This window comes from Alteromonas sp. OM2203, assembly GCF_048517045.1.
Taxonomy (GTDB): domain Bacteria; phylum Pseudomonadota; class Gammaproteobacteria; order Enterobacterales; family Alteromonadaceae; genus Alteromonas; species Alteromonas gracilis.
This window is the reverse complement of sequence record NZ_CP183209.1, coordinates 4018699-4036263: the sequence shown is the minus strand read 5'-3', so window position 1 is coordinate 4036263 and position 17565 is coordinate 4018699. Positions and strand designations below refer to the sequence as shown.

Genomic DNA, 17565 nt, shown 5'->3' with positions numbered 1-17565 from the left:
TTAAAGCTTCCCTTTAATGCTATAAATCGGTTCCATCAACCACTCCATCAAGGTGCGTTGACTGAGATGCACATCAGCAGAGAAGGTCATACCGGCTTTAAGCGAAATGTTGTTACCGTAAGCCAATATTTCGTTAGCGCTTATCTTCGCAGTGACCAGATACGCAGGTTCGTTTATTGATATCGGTACATCGATAAGTTCGCCTGGCAGGATCAGGGAGGGCGAGATATTAGTAATTTCTCCCGTCTGCACGCCAAACTTTTGATAGGGAAATGCATCGTAGCGAATGTGTAGGGCCTGGCCTTCACGCAAAAAGCCCGCTGAACGCACCGGTACCGCGATACGCGCCTGGATATCGGAGTTGACAGGAAGTAAAGTCAGCAAAGGGCGCGCGTTGTCAACGGTGTAACCTTTCTTTGCACGCAGGCCAGACACTTGCCCGCTGCGAGGCGCATAAATGGTTTCCTCAGCACTGCTCTTATGACTTACAATCTGCTGCTGAAGATCGCTCAGCGCGTTTTCCAAATTCGCCATCTCATTGGCCTGGCGCTTAGGTAGCGTTGCGATTTCATGCTGTAGCTTTGTAATGTTGGTCTGTTCTATACGTTTGTCTTTTTTAGCCAGCGTCATCTGTTGTTCTGCTGTCAAGCGCTGAAGCGTTTGGTTTTCAAAATCGGCACGGCTGATATGCCCTTTATTTAAGAGAGACTGTGCTGTTTCCCATTGATGAAACGCCATGTTCCAATGGGCCTCAGAAAGTGCAACGATAGCGTCTAAGTCATCTAATGTGCGCTTTGCCTGAGCTAACTGGTCGCTCAAAGTTTTGGCTTGAGCAAGATGAAGTGCCTGCAGGCGAGAAATATTTTCTAACGTTCGCTCATGTTTAGCTTCAAGTTCTCTAAGCAGTTGGATGCTCACGGGATTACCTGATGCATCACTATTACTGTAATCAATCGTGATTAACGGTGTGCCTGCCTCTACCTGATCACCATCTTGAACTAGCACATCAATCACTTTGCCACGACGAGTATCAGAATAGAGCTTAAATACACCGTGGCTAGGCTCCAGCCATCCATTAACCGAGGCCTTTCGGGCATAACTACCCATGTTCAGGTAAATGATCACCGCAACTATCCAGACAATGAGTAGAAGGGCAATAGCCGAAAAGACAGGTTTAGGTGTCATTAAAAAATTACCGTCGAGTGTGTTTGCTTGTTCATCCACGGCTTCCTTTCTAAATAGTCCTGTTCTCATCGTCTATCCTTGTACTGAGGGTCTGGTTGATTGTTGCTGATGGTTAATACGTTCTTTTTGTGTCCCGCATAGAAAGGTATCTGGCTGCCGCTTCCTTACCGGCTATTCATCCGTGGCATCGCAATCCGTGATGCCTCCTTTGTTGTGCTACCAGATACCTAGTGGTCATCGTTACTGCGGTGACGGTGTTCACTTTAGATGGGCGGCTAAGTTAATGAATTTTATGAGAGGTCTATATTTTTAGAGCGCAAGGTTTATAAAGGTTTGGCCTATTTTTAAATGTGTTTGGCTCGATTTTAAAGGTTGATATGACGCAAAGAATTAGCAAACGAATAAAAAGAAGTCATAGATCTGTATAAAGAATGTGCTATAAAAAACAATGGAATATGAAAATAACACGGTAAGAATAAATAGAAGGAAGTCTCATGTTTGTGCCAAGCATACTTTTGAAACAACTTTACACACGCGCAAGTCTGACCAAGACGGATAAAGGCCTCTCTTTTTCTCTAAAAAACAGATTAAAAGACGCAACCATCAAAGAGGTAAAATGGATATCCCTTGATGGCGAAAAAATTCCCGAAGAAAAAATTTCGCTTCAACTTACCCCTGATTCTTGCATTTCAGTAGACGCATTGAACAAATCAGGCGGAGAACCCTTTGGTTTGCGTCAAACTATAACCGTGCATTTAGACATCGACGAAGCACCTTGTCCGGAAAAGCGAAAGCTAGGCATTTGTTTTTCTGCATCCCCATTCGGAAAGCTCAAATTTGAGGTGGAAGATAATATAACGGCACCAGGACAACGCAGTGCGTTTATTCCTCGAGACGACATGGATGACTACGGTGAGAGCATTATAAAAACACGCCAAGAGTATTTCGAAAGTGCGACGGGAAAGAAAATTGACCATGTAGGTCAGTATTCCATCGACCCACAGGCACTCAAAGGAAATATTGAGCACTTTATCGGCGTTGCTCAAGTTCCTATTGGTATTGCAGGGCCTTTAAAAATAAACGGCGAACATGCGCAAGGAGAGTTTGTCGTGCCGCTGGCAACTACCGAGGGTACATTGGTAGCATCGTATAATCGCGGTATGAAATTGCTCAATATGAGCGGCGGCGTAACGGCTACGGTAGTAGATGATGCTATGCAGCGAGCGCCAGTATTCATTTTTGAAAATGCCCGAGGTGCTAGAGACTTTGTTAAGTGGATAAAAAAGAATTTCGAGAAGATAAAGGAAGAAGCTGAAGCAACATCAAGTATTGCAAATCTTACCTATATCGATCACTTCCTTTCTAATAAGTTCGCCTTTTTGCGCTTTAACTTTAAGACGGGTGATGCAGCGGGGCAGAACATGGTTGGCCGCGCTACTTTCGCTGCCTGCGGGTGGATCTTGGATCACTACGAAGGGATAGAGAACTTTTATCTTGAATCCAATTTCGCCACTGATAAGAAAGCATCACAGATCAACATCATGCGCACTCGCGGTAAGCGCGTTACCGCCGAAGCAACAATTAAGCGTGAACATTTGTTAGAGGTGATGCGTGTAGAGCCTAAACAGATTGACTACCACGGCCGAGTTGCTGGTGTAGGTTCATTCTTGTCTGGTGTGAATAATACCGGTCTTCATTCGCCGAACGGTATTACTGCTATGTTCATTGCCACAGGGCAGGACGTGGCAAACGTGTCTGAATCGTCGGCAGCAATAATGTATTCCGAGTTAACTGAAGACGGAGACTTGTACGTCTCTATCACAATACCTTCTCTTATAGTGGCCACCTATGGCGGCGGTACAGGTATCGGTACGCAGCGCGAGTGTTTAGAGCTTCTCGATTGTTACGGTCGTGACCGCGTGTATAAATTTGCGGAAATTGTGGCCTCGGTTGTGCTAGCTGGGGAGATATCGTTGGCATCAGCAATAAGCTCATCAGACTGGGTATCGTCTCACGAACAGTACGGGCGAAATAGATAGACGGTGAGTTAGGTTGTCCTTCATCGGCCAATAACGGTTAAAAGTATTGGCCGATGAATGCACCTCGGTTTCGTTTCGCTACGGCCTGCATAAAGGCGCTAAAGCGCTGTGCGTTACCGTTACTTCGGCTAAAGCCAACGCCGTGTATACGAATGACAGGCTGCCCGTTGTTACCTTTGTTAGCTTGGGTAATTTGACCAACGATTTGATCCAAGTTAGTCCTTTGATAATCGTCACCAAATACGTAAAGGCTTACCCGGCCCTTGGTGTTCTTATATAGCTTTATGGCCTTTAAAATACCCGCTTCGGGCTGACTCGCACCGCCTTTGAAGTTTTTCATTTGGTTCATCGCCGTATCGCGCATGGTTTTTCTATCATCTAACCATTGCCCAGCTTTACTTGAAAACATAAAGCTACCGTCTGCGGACATTATTTGAAACCCTTTCATTTTAGGGTGGTTCTTTAAAATGTCGTTCACTACTGTGATAACGCGATTCCACCCACTGCCGGAGGACATTGAGCCCGAATTATCGATAGCAAATATGACATATTCAGCGTCGGTGGGTATGCCTCCCACGTCATCATCAGGCGTATCGGTTGGGTTTGGTGTGTTTAGCATGGCAGTAGCTTGGCGAATCTCCTTACGTAAGGATGACGCCTTATCTCTTAGCTGGTCTATGGTTTGCTGCGCACGGGGAATAGACGAATCGAGATTATCTCTTTCTTCTGTAACTGAAGCGGTTTTGCTTTGCGCTGCTTTGAGTTCCTGCAGTTTGTCTGACAAGGCGCCTTTTAACGTTTCAACATCAATCTGGGCCTGTAGTACCTGATCAATCAGCACGCTCACGTTACTCGGGCCGCGCTCGGTATCCTCGGTGCCGTTTTTCGCCAGCAGCACAAGCATAACTACCGCGCCAAAGGCACAAGAAATGATGTCAAGAAAGGCAATGTTGAATACCTCAACAGGGGCACGCTGAATTTTCCTCACGGTTTCATTCTCACTATGGCCACTCCGGTGCTGGTGATAAGAAAGTGCCGCTGGTTGCTCGGGTCCATTCCCAGTACATCGGAGATGCGAATGGATCGCCTTCTATCGGCAGCAAAATGACGTTGTAGTGCACGCCTTTTTTGGCCCGCTTAACAGTTTCAACAAAAAGGGTCTGACGGCAGTCAGAAGAGATTGATTTTTTACTGCTAATAAAATTTTTACAGTTTAATGGCAACCCATCGCCCAGCGTAGGCAAGCCATCGGTTACGATATACACGTCGGTAATATTGGGGTTGGCTTTAAACAAACTAGCTAAGCCTTCTTGAAGATTAGTCCCACCATTTGGCACGACGCCTCCGAGGTCTTTTACGATAGCGTTCATAGAACCGCTTACTTTAGCGCTGTTTACATTGCGAAGCCCCAGGGTAGTTGCTGTATCTGAAAATGCTACTACCGTTACCCGTGATTCTAACGGCACGCGCGCCAGCATCCATTGGGCAACGCGCTTTGTGCGTACCCATTTAGGGGTAGAGACTTTCTGTCCATCACTGAGCGCCAGCTTGCCTAAAATATCCAGAAGATTATCGCCCATCATTGAGGCACTTTTGTCGATAAGTAAGCCGATTTCGGGGCCCTCTATCTTCATACCGGTAATATAGTTTTGTTCGCCCGTACCCTGCATTTGTATATTGGCCGACTTTTCAACTTCTTTAGACAGCGCTGCCAGCTGATTTTCAAGGTCAGCGACTACCGCCATTTCGGTAGACATGTCTTGCAATAGCTTCGACTGATCCTGGGTGCTGTCAGCCTGGGCTTGTTCAGCGTCATCTTGCTTTGCCGACTCCAGCGCAATCTTGTCATTAACTTCGTCGAGCGACTTTTTAAGTTTTTGCTGTTCCTGTTCAGCGGCAGCGAGCTCTTGCTCTAATTTCTCTTTTTCTTCCGTTGGCGTAGGCGTGAAAGCTTTGAAATCCACCAGAATAAAAATAAGAATAACCGCGCCAAGGCCACAGGCCATAACGTCTAAAAAGGCTAGATTAAATCCGTCTTCGGCTTTACGCACTTTAGGCATGGGTATAATCGCCTAATTAGTTGTGAAGGTGCGATAGCAAGTGATGTTCGCAAGACTCTTGTGTGCGAATAACCATTTTGTCTTGGCGGCCGTTTAAAAGATGCATTAGTAACATCAAGATAAGCGAGATAAAAAGCGCCACTAGCGTTGAATTAAAGGCAACGCCGAGAGAGGCGGTCATGCCTGCAATATCACCGTCTAGCGCGGCGTCTGCCTGGGCTAGGGCAGCACCTATACCTCGCACGGTGCCAACGAAGCCGATAGAAGGAATGGCCCAGATAATGTAGCGAATCACGTTGTTACCGCTTTCCAATTGCGCCGCTATATTTTCTACCGATGCATGGATAGCGTCCGCGGCATGCTGCACGTTTTGCGTATTTTTGAAGCGTCTAATACAGTTTATCCAAGTGCTGTAAGCTGGGGTGTCGCTGTATGATGAAGACGAAAGCTCATTCAATGCTTTATCTACGTCAAGGGGCGTGTCTTTGTTGTGTTCAGGAAGAAGATCACGTGAATAGATCTCTTCTTCATCAAGCAGCTTCCAAAGCTTGTAGACCATCAGAAAAATACAGAACAACATTAGTGATATACAAACTTGTTGTTCGACATCTTTAAGGATAACCCAGATAGATGAGAGGGAAGCCGTTCCCGCGGTCGCCATGACTTTCTCAGCTGCAGGGCGAATAACTCCCGCAAATAGAAAATGTACCAAGGCGAAAATAAACAAAAATACCCCGCCACTTACTAGAAAGCTGGGGTTCATTGACAACGTATTCTCTTTACTCATGGTCAGTCCTTGATACTTAAATATTAGTCGGGAAGTCTTGTGGCGAGTCTAGCGATACAAAGTAGGCGCTGGCCGTCCCCGCTATGCCTAAAAGCACAGCAATGATTAATAGTTTCTTTTTCATGTTAGTTCTCATATCTCGCTATGCGAAAGCCTATGTCGTCCGCCGGCGTATTTTCACCACTGCGTACACTAGCCCGAATATTCTTAAGTCTGCCTGTTAGATAAGACGCCCCTTTGACCACATGTTTCCCTTGTCCAACGGGGCCTAAGTAGTTGGTGTAGGAACCTGAATGGCTGGATGTTGCAACATCATAAGTATCGTGAACCCACTCGCGCACATTGCCGTCTAAATCGAAGAATCCGCCGCGCTCGGCCTTAAATGAGCCAACCGGTGCTTTATTTGCGAATCCGTCGTCGTAGTCTTTCAATATGAAAGTTTGTTTGCCGCTGAGTGATGCGTCGGCGAAGTTTCCTTGCTTATCACGTATACGATACTGATCACCCCATACGAAAGTTGTCGAAGATGCTCGTCGATTTAATTTGGCTACAAACTCCCATTCAGCTTCAGTAGGCAAGCGGTAACCCTTCGAAGAGGCATCAACTCCCGCTACTCGTTTATTTTTAATGATATAAAAAGGCGTTAGCCCTTCTTTTTCGCTCAGCCAGTTCGTAAAGGCCGCGGCTTCATCCCAAGAAACGTTGCTAATTGGTAGTGCGCTGCCGCCACCTTTTCCGGTAAAGGCGGCAAATTGAGCTTGGGTTATTTCATGCTTAGACACCCAGAACTTGCGAGAGAAAGATACCTCTCGTTGAACTTCATTGCGTTGACGATCTTTTTCGTTTGAAGGAGAGCCCATGGTGAAAGTTTTTGGCGTTACCAAGGCGAGTTGAATGCCTAACGTAGTGGCGAAAAGCGGTTTGCCTTCACGGCGCCTTGCTTCAAATTCAGTTAGCATATCAGCATGAACTGTTGCAGTGCGCTTTGCGCTGGGTGTTACTGTTTTAGTTACGCTGCGATAACCTTCGCGCTCAAAAGTAACAGTATGTGGTAGCGCTTGGAGGGTAATGTCCAGCGGTGTCTGGCCCTGTGGTGCGCCGTTGATTGAAACCTTTGCATCGAGTGAGGCAGTAATGTTTACCTGGCCCAGCTCCTTTGTAAGGGTAAAAGAGAGCGACTTGTTTTCACCGGGTGCTAATCTTATTTTCTCACTTTGCGAGACAAACCCTGTTTTTTCATATTTAACGGTATGAAGAGAGTTCGCATCTACGCGGGAGTTATTGTCCACTGGCTTATTGTTTACGGTAAGCACGCCGCCTGGTGGCGTAGTAAATACTGATAGCTGTGCCTGAAGCGGCTTGAGATTATAGTCTCTCGACGGTGAAAGCCGTTTATTAGTCACTTCAATCACGTCTTTCAACGGTTCTAGGCCCGGTTTTGTTACTTCTACCTCGTACTTGCCACCTTCTGTTTCGAGTGTAAGGGGTGTTGTGCCAACGTCCTTACCGTCTAAGGCTACTGATGCACCGGTAGGGGTAGAGTTGATAGTGATCGCACCCTTAATCGGAGATAAGGGAATGACTTTTTCTAATTGTTGTGCGATATCAGCCTCAAACTGAACTTCACCTATTTCAAAGTGCGGATGACTTGCGCTAACTGTATAGCTACCCTGAGCTAACTCGGTAGTGAAAGTCTGTGATACCGACATTTTTTCGTTATTTAAATACCACGTTACCTCATTGAGCGAGGGAGATGTGGATGCGGTAAGCTCTGCTGGTAGAGGCGAGAGCGTAACGTTAATTGTGCTTGGTGAGGTTTCGTTAATGATGACGCTTGCAGCTTGATATTTAGGTGCTGATAATTGTACTTCCGCGTGGCTGCCAAATACATACAGTTTGTCGCTGATGAACATGGCGGTACCATCTGATACCGAAAGTTCCGGCGCCACTGCGGCTCGCTCTGGAGAAACGACAAAAGCATACCCTTTTGTAAGAAACAGCCAGCTAAAGTAAACAACGAGTACGGCGATAAGGCCTATAAGTGATGCGATAGCAACGCCCTTTCGTCGTTTTTTTCCTTTAGCAATGGCGTCGTCAATACTGCTCACAATATAGGCCCTTATACTTTTTCAGTGCAAACAATATGCACTGATGGATTGTTGTCTGATGGTGATACCACAATTTCTTTAATTGTAGAGCGGTAACCTTCGCGGCTTCCTTCGACGCGGTACGTACCTGGTTTAAGTTGAATGGTTTTACGCTTTATCTCACCAACAACCCCAACGCCGAGTACCTTGATATAGGTGTCGTTATCAGAGGTGATAGTAACGGGGCGAGGTTGTTTAATTTTATCGACAATACCTTCTAGCTCCGTTATTTGTGTAAGGAGTTTGGCGCTTTTATTGGCGTAGTTGCGAGCCTGTTCGATATCTTGTTGGGCAAGGTTTCTGACATTGTTATCAGATAGGCGCTCAGGTCTTTGTTGATACGCCTCTAAACGCTTACTTGCATTTAAAATGCCATCGGCATCTTGTTTGGCTTGAAGTAGCGTTGGGCTGGCAGAAAAAGATGTAAGGCCCTTATTAGCCAACATCTGCACGGTTTTCCATTCATCAGCGTCTGCGAACAAGGTGACTTGGCTTTCAATTTTTTGCTGTTCGCTCCCCGCAATTAAAGACGCCAACTTTTTACTGATGATATCTAGCTCGCTGCTCGAAGACTTAAGGCTTTTAGCCTCATTAATACGTTGTGTTGCTGTGGTAAAATCTCGCGCTTCAATAGCCTTATTGGCGCTGGCGAGTAAAGTGTTGAAGCGGTTTTCGCGTATCTGGCGTTCAATAGCATCGAGCGCTTGCTTCGAATCTTCTCGAAAGGGGTCAAGGGCGACAATTTCCGCATATGCATCACGCTGTTTTTGAATATTATTTTCCACACGACCAACGCGTGCTTGTTCGTAAGCGTCTTGCACTTCGCTATATACATCAATTCGTTGCTGCAATATCTTAGCTTTTTCGAAATCTGGGTTGGTTGTAAGCGATACTCTGTTTAAGTTAAATGCCTCTGAAATATCATCTTTTTCGAAAGCAGAGAGTGCGCTTTCATAAGGCGCGGTATAGGCACTTTCGTATTCAGCCTTCAATGCTGAAACAGAGCCGTTAACCACTTCTAGCGCTGTTTCAACCTCGCTGAAGTTAGACGAGCTATAGGCGTTAAATGCCTTGTTTAGTTCATCCTCAACGACATTTACTTTTTCTGAAAATTCCTTTGAATGGGCAACGCGCTGAACGAGTTCACTTACGCGCTGTTTGCTGTCACTGAGCGCCATTTGAAGAGCTTTTCGTTCTTCTGGGCTCAGGGACGTTGATGAGGGGCTTTCAGAAGGTTGATTTACCGTTTCTGTCTTATCAACCGACAAATCAACATCCGTTGAAACGCTCGGCATAAAAGATATAAGGACGACGCTTGCCGCACCAACAAAGAGTATTACTGCACAGCCAAGCAATGCCTTTTTTATCAATGCTTTCTTTTTGGCTCTGCTTTGCTCTATTTGCTGTTCAACACTTGGCATGCGTGTTCCTTCGCTTTCTTATTTTATTGTGTAAATGAGTAGTGGTGGAACTCAACTTTGAAACAACGCAAGAAGATGACTACGCTTACAGCGCAGTCATCGGTGTTGCTTCCATATCATAAATATCTTTAAGGCGAGAGCGCAGCTGGTAATATTGCTCAGCTGCCGTGCCCTGTAGCTCAATACGTTGATTATCAATTTCAACAATCTGATCAGCAACCTGAATATCAAGGTTTTGACCCATCTCGTCGAACAAGTCACGTTGGGCGTGAAGCTCTTTATTGGTTTGAATTGCTTGGCTTAGTGAGCCTATAGCAGCAATACCCGCACCTGCAGCAGCCACTTGCCCAACAGTAGAACTGGAGTTCGAGCCTAGCAGTACCGAGGCTACAGCAAACAAACCCGCAGTAACCTGTTTGGTGGTGCGTTCTGCTTCAAGCTCTCTGATTTTCTTGGCTTCGGGCAGCGTTTCTTTCTGATATTTTCTATACGGCGCTTCTGTTGTTACCCAGAACGAATCGTACGTTTCTTGAAGACTATCAATAAACTGTTCATCTTTTGCTTGAATTGCGCGCACGCGGCGAAGCATTGGGTCGCTTTCAGAAGGCGCACTGACCAAGTCAATTTCGCCTTTGCGGTTCTGAGAAAGATACTGGCTGAACGATTCAGGGCTATACATTTGTGCGTAGCGCAGATCAGAGACCATTTGAACCTCTTGCTTGTAAGCCTCTGACTTCTTGATAAGCAAGTCGTAGACAAACTTGGCAATTTGTTCGAACACTGGGCCATTTGGGTTTTCACCACGAGACATCGCATCGCGATACCAGCCTTCGCTTACGCGATACTCAAACTCTTCCTCACCCCATACTGTGTTCTTAGCGTCCATGACTCTTACGCCAATCTCTACGGTTTCAGTATCTGAATAATTGATTTTTCCAAGTACGTATACATCGGCAAGAGCAGATGCATCAGGCGTTACATTGATGCTGCCAAAAGACTTGGTTTCGCCCAACGCTTCTTTGGTTGCAATGGCAAAACGGTTAGCCTCTAGCCTACGCACCTGTGGCCAGATGCCTTCTTCTTCTATTTCGTCGTAATCGATAGAGCCATCGCTGTCAGTTGGAAAACCTGGGTCGAATACCGGAATGGCAACATCCATATAAATTTCTGAGTTATAATTATAACTATTTCTCTGGGCGCCTAAAGGCTGACCAACCCCAGGCCCCACCATAGATGGACCAACACTAGAAACATTCGTTTGCGTGGAACCACAGCCGCCTAAAAGTATAAACGACGCTGTTGCGACCACTGTAAGCAGGGCCTTTGGTTTAAATGAAGACATTTCCTTTCCTTCCTCTGAGTTTATTAACAGCCGTATTGCTCTTTTAATGCTTGGAAGTGAGCTTTTTCGGTCTCATCTTTTGCTCCTTGCAAACCGGCAATTACGGCGTCACATACCGCTGAACTACCACCTTTTGCTTGTCCGCCAACGGACTGTTTTGAAGGACCAGAGCTTGAGGTAGTGGTTTGTGTATTCGATGATGAATCTTGAGATTCGGTATTACTTTGCGAGTCAGATTGCCCTGCACCTGAGCCAGAAGACGCGGTGACGGAGGTACTTCCTGTACCGCCACCTTGCCCTGTACCTTGGCCAGCTGCGTTAGCAACACTTTGTGCGCTGGATTGTGCAGCAGCGTCCATGCATTCTTCGCTTTGATTTAATGCGCCGAAAAGAGAGTCATCTAGCGCCTGAATTTTTTCTGCTTCGGTCATGGTTGACATATCTTGTTCACCAAAGTCGAGTACCGAGCAATCTTGATAATAGGTAGGAGTATCGCTTGTTTGTGCGCAAACAGGCGTTAAAGAAAATGTATAGAGTAATAAAGCAAAGGGCAAATAGTTCGGCATCGCCATTAAGTCCTTTTATTTACAATGTTTGAGACATGCGTACAACCTCATTCCTTTTTTATTTATAGCATTCTTTCATCCAAGACAAAACACAGATTTAAATTAATGGTATAAAGTAAAAGCACTGAGACAAAAAAGCCGACAAAACATAAGGTTTTATCGGCTTATTAATTTAACGTTAGTCAATGAGCGCTAGCGTTAATTAATGCTCCCAATGATAGTGGTGCGCCTTTGCTTCAACTTCATCTGCGGTTTGCTGCGGCATAAAGGTGGCATTGTCTTGCTCAAAGAAGAACGGTTTGCGTTTTTCTTTGCTTCCCACTTCGTTCATGGTCGCTGACTCATAAACGCGGCCATTGAGTACGGTGTATTCTACGAATTCACTCTTTCTGATATCGCTAAGTACATCACCATCAATCACGACCAGATCAGCAAGTTTACCTTTTTCGATACTGCCAAGGTCTTTGCCCATTCCTAGGTGTTTCGCGCCATCAATCGTGCCACCGCGTAGCGCTTCCCAAGGTGTAAAGCCGCCTTGCTCCATGATCCACAGTTCCCAGTGAGCAGCTAAGCCTTCGCGTTGCCCGTGCGCACCAATATGTACACTGACCCCATTATCTCGAAGTTCTTTGGCGTAGCTAGCTACGTTTTGATGGTTATACTGATTTTCTGGCGCTGTTGGTCTGCGAATCGCGCGGCTATCTAGAATAGTTGACGGGGTATAGCGAAGAAGGCGCGGGTTCTTCCACACTTCTGTTTTGTCGTACCAGTACTCTTCACCCATCATGCCGCCGTAAGAAACAACAAAGGTCGGCGTGTAGCCAAATTCTGTGGCTTTCCATAGCTGAGTGACGTCGCTGTAGCCTTTCTCCACAGGAATGCTGTGCTCAAGACCCGTGTGACCGTCTACCAGCATAGTCAGGTTTTGTTGAAGCTTACCGCCCCCTTCAGGCACTACCATCATCTCTTGATTTTTTGCTGCCCACAGCACCTGCTGACGCTGATCACGGCGGGGCTGGTTGTAGCTTTTCACCGAGATAGCCCCGGCTTCTTTCAAGCGCTCTACATGGAAGTACGCATCTTCATAATTGTTGATAATCGCTTTGTAACCTAGTCCTTCTGCACCGTATAAAATAGTACCGGTGGAGTAGATACGCGGCGCAACAATATCGCCTTTACGCTGTAATTCAGCCGCAGCGAAAATTTCCGTTGTATCGTTTGAAGGGTCATGAATGGTGGTTACACCGAACGACACATTCGAGTACTGACTCCAGTTTTGCTGAGGAATAATCTCATTGCGGCCCTGTGAGCCGTGCGCGTGTGCATCAACAAGCCCTGGAATAATCGTTTTACCTGAGGTATCTATTTGCATAGCATCTTCAGGAATAGCGATGTCGCCACGTTTACCCACCGCTTCAATACGATTGTCTTTAATGAGCACCACGCCATCTTCAATTACCTCTTGGGTATTGTCTGCATCGCGCATGGTGACCACTTTACCGCCAACCAAGGCTTTGTAGCCAGAGGGCTTGTCAGCTTTAGTGGTGAACGACAAATCCATACCTTCAGCTACCGGCTCAGGCAACGTTTCTGCTGCGCCATCAACAAAGGCAAAGGCTTCATCGAGTGAACGGCTAAATAGGGTAGGGCCGTTAAACCAGCTAAGGGTTTTGTTGTCAGGCGACCACGTTAGGTATTCACCTGCGCGACTTGAGAGCTGAGTTACTGGCAGTGACGTCATATTCGGACCAACAGTAATGCGTTTGCCATTTTCTACAAACGGCGCCACATAAGTTTTAAATTGGTATACGAAGGCAACCCATTTCTTATCATGAGAAAGTTTGTACTCACTTACCTTATCTGCACCGTAAAGGTGAGTTCGTTTGTCGTTGCCTTTAAGGTTAACGCTTGAAAGTTGGGTTTCGTAGTACGCTTCGCCGCCCGCTGATTCGGTGAAGTACACCCTGTCGTCGTTACCCGCGAAATGCGCGTTATAGCCGCCTTCAGAGACTTTTTCTACCGTGTCTTCTTTAAGGTTCGCGACATAAATACCTGGCTCAACCGAGTATTTAGGGTCGAGTAAATAGCCGCCGGTAAATTTGCGGAAAACCACTTTTTCGCCATCGGCAGAGAACGAAGGCTCAATGTAGTGACCAGGCTGTTGGGTAATGACTTTTCCTTTACCACCACGGGCAGATACCACGCGAACAGTGCCTAAATCTTGGTCATCCCATGTGGTATAAACAATCGACTTTCCATCGTTAGAAAAACGCGGATAGTATTCGTCGTGATCGTTTTGTTTAGTTAAGCGCTTAATTTTGCCAGACTTCACGTCGCGTACATAAAGTTTACCTAACGCTTGGAAAAGTACGGTTTTACCGTTCGGCGACATTTGCGACCAGCGGATCATGCGAACGTCAAACTCATCAGGGGCTACATCAACGTTAAAGCGCAGGGCATCTGCGTATTTCACGGTGCCTTCAACGGTTACGTCCATGGTGCTGGTGGTTTTATCTTTCACGTCAATGGTGTGAAACTTGCCGCCTGTCCAATATACAATTTTACTGCTGTCTGGCATCCAGTCGAAGTAGGCAAAGTAGCCTTCCGAGCCAAAGCCTTCTTGCATATCTCGCTCAAGTTCCAACGTAAGCGGAGTTTCCACCCCTGTCTTTATGTCTTTAATGAAAAGCGCGGTTCTGTCTTTAACACGGCGCACGAAAGCAATGTATTTTCCGTCGGGTGAAGGCGTAGGTACAACGGCGCCGCCTGTACCGCTTATATAGCGGCTCTCTTCGCCGGTTTCGCGATCGTAGCGAGTGATAGCAAAAATGCCTTCTAGCGGGTCGCGATTATATTCGAAACGGGCGCCTGGAACGGTGTTTTCGGTGAAATATATATACTTACCGTCATGAGAAAATACAGGGTCGGCAATGTTTTGCTGGTCGCGTTTTCCGCTGTTACGGGCTTTAATTTGAAGTCCGTCGCCACCTGATTTGTGGTACATCCAAATCTCGCCTGCTGGAATACTGCGGCTAGACATAATGCCTTTGGTTACCACTAAATATTCGCCGTCGGGACTCCATTTAGGTGAGTGTATGAGATTACTTTTTTCTTTGGTTATTTGGCGAAGGTTGCTGCCGTCAATATCCATAACCCACACGTTACTTAACCCATCTTGATCCGAGATAAACGCAATTTGCTTACCGTCAGGAGAAATGGAAGGGTGAATATTCCACGCGAAGTCTTGAGTAAGTGGCGTCGCATCGCCGCCTTTTGTGCTCACTTTGTAAAGATCGCCGAGCATGTCGAAAACCATAAACTCGCCATTTGGCGCCACGTCTAAGCTAGACCACGTGGTTTCATTGGTTTTGATAGTAACTTCGTTTAATGCATAAGGCGGGTTGTTAACGTCCCACTTTTCAGATTCATTTTCTGTCTTTTCTTCACCGTCGTTTTGGGCATATGCAATAGGTGCTGCACTTAAGCCCAACGCGCTTACCAGCGCTATGGCTAGCAAGTTTTTCTTTGTTGTTATCATAATAATGTTTCCAAGTGCTTATTTTTTATTTTCTGTCGGCATCAGAGTACATGAACTCACTTACTGTTTTGTACCCTTCATTTGTAAATTTGAGGTTAATCTTACTGCAAAGTAGTCGAGATTAATTTAGCTGATGCGATTGTAGGTATGATTTTAACGTTCAGTTATCCTTTCATCACTGTCAATGATGCTTGTCTATTACAGCAATAGCCGCTAATTTCGTAACAAGCTATTAACAACGAATTGTGTGGATATAACCGTGAGCGACGCTGAACAACAAATGCATTATTCTACTTGTACGCTTTGTGAAGCAATGTGTGGCATTGAAGTAGCGACAAAAGGCCGTCAAATACTGTCAATAAAAGGGGATAAAGATAACCCGTTTAGCCAAGGACACATTTGCCCGAAAGCCAGTGCGCTCAAAGACTTATATGATGATCCTGACCGTTTAAAGCGCCCTGTAAAAAGGGTAAAACGTGAAGGACAAGAAAGCGCCTGGGAAGAGATCGGGTGGGATGAAGCCTTCGACCTAGTTGCTAATAACCTGCACCGCATTCAACAGACCCACGGTAACAATGCGGTAGGTGTATATCTAGGAAATCCCAATGCGCACAACATGGGCTCTATTCTTTTTGGTCCCTATTTTTATCGCGCGCTGAAGACCCATAATCGTTACTCTGCCACATCAGTTGATCAGCTGCCGCATCATATTATCAGCCGCAGGCTTTTCGGCCATATGTCGCAAATTCCTATTCCTGATATCGACCACACGCAGCACTTTATGATTATTGGGGGTAACCCGCTGGCATCAAACGGCAGCATTATGACTGTGCCTAACGTTAAAAAGCGCTTAAAAGGTATTCAAAAGCGGGGCGGAAAAATTGTGGTTATTGACCCGAAAAGAAGCGAGACAGCAGACCTAAGCTGTGAGCATCATTTTATCCGCCCTGGCAGTGACGTATTACTCTTACTCGCTATGCTTAACGTATTGTTTGAAAAAGAGTTGTATAACGTAGATGCCTTAAAGCCTTACGCTGAAGATATCAGCGAAGTAGAAAAATACGTTAGGCCTTATTCGCCACTAAAAGTGAGTGAGCACACGGGAATCTCAGCTAGTGTGATTACTCAGCTTGTTACCGAATTTTGCGAGGCTGAATCGGCCGCTTGTTATGGGAGAATGGGGGCGAGCGTGCAAGCGTTTGGTACGCTAACGCAATATCTAATTATGCTATTTAACATGCTCACCGGAAACTTAGATAAGCGCGGTGGCATGATGTTTACTCAGCCAGCGGCTGATACCCTGCCAGTGTCAGGCAAAGGCAGTATGGGTGATTTCACTTCACGGGTGCGCGGGCTTCCTGCCTTCGCTGGAGAGTATCCTGTAGCCTGTTTGGCTGAGGAAATCCTTACCCCAGGTGAGGGGCAAATTAAAGCAATGGTAATTGGCGCAGGTAACCCAGTAGTTACAACGCCAAATGCCGAGCAACTCGACCGCGCTTTTTCCACTCTCGAATTTACCGTAGCGGTTGATTTTTACATTACTGAAACCTCTCGCCATGCAGACATTATTCTTCCTCCGGTAACTGCCCTTGAACGGGATCACTACGATGTCGTTTTCCATAATTTTGCAGTACGAAATTTTGCTAAATACTCAGAAGCGGTAGTGGAAATAGACGAAGATCAGTTAACCGACTGGCAAATTTATCTGTCTTTGGCGCAGCGGCTAGATGCACTAAACGGAAAGAGCACGGACCACTACCCATCGCTATGGGAAAAGCAGCCCAAAGGCGTGGTTGACGACCTCTTAAAAAGGGGGATGTACGGGAAAAATGGACAGGGTGAAAATGCTGGGTATAAGCTTTCTTTAGAGACGTTAAAAGCGCATCCTCACGGTATTGATTTAGGACCGCTGCAAAGCGCGCTACCACAAGCAATTTTTCACGAAGACCAAAAAATACATTTAGACTTTGAATATTTTATGGCGGACTTGAAAAGGGTTGATGCTCACTTTTTTAACGAGCAGAACCAGCCTAACTCGCTGGTACTCATTGGTCGACGTCATATAAAAACCAACAACTCATGGCTTCACAATAGCCCGAGAATGGTCAAAGGCAACAATCGGTGCACTTTGCAGATAAATCCAGAGGACGCGGATAAACACGGTGTTAAAGATGGAGATGCAGTAACCGTGCGGTCTCGTGTGGGGCAGCTACAAATAGAGACTGAAATTACAGATGCGATTATGCCCGGCGTAATTTCTATTCCGCATGGGTGGGGGCATGATAAGAAAGGTATTCAGCTATCGGTCGCAAGCCAGCACCCCGGCGTTAATACGAATATTCTTACCGATGATCTGCAGGTAGATGAGCTTTCCGGAAATGCGGTGTTAAATGGCGTGCCGGTGGAACTTGAAAAATTAAGTTAGGAAAAAGGGGCACCCATACTAAAAAAACGGCTTTTGTTGTGAATCAAAAGCCGGT

11 protein-coding genes are annotated in these 17565 nt (G+C 46.1%); 2 read left to right on the top strand and 9 right to left on the bottom strand.

Annotated elements, in window-relative coordinates:
• Positions 1–1254 (bottom strand): HlyD family secretion protein, encoded by a 1254-nt coding sequence (locus ACM0P2_RS17700; protein WP_419226928.1) that lies wholly within the window; start codon positions 1252–1254, stop codon positions 1–3.
• Between the two features lie 425 nt (positions 1255–1679).
• On the opposite strand from ACM0P2_RS17700, the gene ACM0P2_RS17695 reads away from it, so the two are divergent.
• Positions 1680–3224, top strand: coding sequence for a hydroxymethylglutaryl-CoA reductase (locus ACM0P2_RS17695; RefSeq protein WP_419226927.1), 1545 nt, complete (start codon positions 1680–1682; stop codon positions 3222–3224).
• 37 nt (positions 3225–3261) lie between these two features.
• Here the strand turns inward: ACM0P2_RS17695 and ACM0P2_RS17690 are convergent, their stop codons facing one another.
• The 8 genes from ACM0P2_RS17690 to ACM0P2_RS17655 form a co-directional block, all read right to left on the bottom strand.
• Positions 3262–4212 carry a VWA domain-containing protein gene (locus tag ACM0P2_RS17690; RefSeq protein ID WP_159119327.1) on the bottom strand — a complete coding sequence of 317 codons (951 nt, stop codon included), beginning with the start codon at positions 4210–4212 and terminating at the stop codon, positions 3262–3264.
• 13 nt (positions 4213–4225) lie between these two features.
• A complete protein-coding gene (locus ACM0P2_RS17685; protein WP_419226926.1) occupies positions 4226–5284 on the bottom strand; it encodes a VWA domain-containing protein in 1059 nt (352 codons plus the stop codon).
• A gap of 16 nt (positions 5285–5300) precedes the next feature.
• The gene (locus tag ACM0P2_RS17680; RefSeq protein WP_159119325.1) at positions 5301–6071 is read right to left on the bottom strand and encodes a MotA/TolQ/ExbB proton channel family protein; all 771 of its coding nucleotides are present in this window, start codon (positions 6069–6071) and stop codon (positions 5301–5303) included.
• A gap of 125 nt (positions 6072–6196) precedes the next feature.
• A complete protein-coding gene (locus tag ACM0P2_RS17675) occupies positions 6197–8179 on the bottom strand; it encodes an SUMF1/EgtB/PvdO family nonheme iron enzyme (RefSeq protein WP_159119324.1) in 1983 nt (660 codons plus the stop codon).
• 11 nt (positions 8180–8190) lie between these two features.
• Positions 8191–9639 (bottom strand): hypothetical protein, encoded by a 1449-nt coding sequence (locus ACM0P2_RS17670; RefSeq protein WP_419226925.1) that lies wholly within the window; start codon positions 9637–9639, stop codon positions 8191–8193.
• A gap of 85 nt (positions 9640–9724) precedes the next feature.
• Positions 9725–10981, bottom strand: coding sequence for a hypothetical protein (locus ACM0P2_RS17665; RefSeq protein ID WP_159119322.1), 1257 nt, complete (start codon positions 10979–10981; stop codon positions 9725–9727).
• A 23-nt stretch (positions 10982–11004) separates the two neighbouring features.
• Positions 11005–11547, bottom strand: coding sequence for a hypothetical protein (locus ACM0P2_RS17660; protein ID WP_159119321.1), 543 nt, complete (start codon positions 11545–11547; stop codon positions 11005–11007).
• 202 nt (positions 11548–11749) lie between these two features.
• Positions 11750–15085 carry an amidohydrolase family protein gene (locus ACM0P2_RS17655; RefSeq protein WP_159119320.1) on the bottom strand — a complete coding sequence of 1112 codons (3336 nt, stop codon included), beginning with the start codon at positions 15083–15085 and terminating at the stop codon, positions 11750–11752.
• Positions 15086–15344: 259 nt separating this feature from the next.
• Between ACM0P2_RS17655 and ACM0P2_RS17650 the strand changes: the two genes are divergently transcribed.
• The gene (locus ACM0P2_RS17650; RefSeq protein WP_173360582.1) at positions 15345–17510 is read left to right on the top strand and encodes a molybdopterin oxidoreductase family protein; all 2166 of its coding nucleotides are present in this window, start codon (positions 15345–15347) and stop codon (positions 17508–17510) included.
• Positions 17511–17565 lie beyond the last annotated feature (55 nt).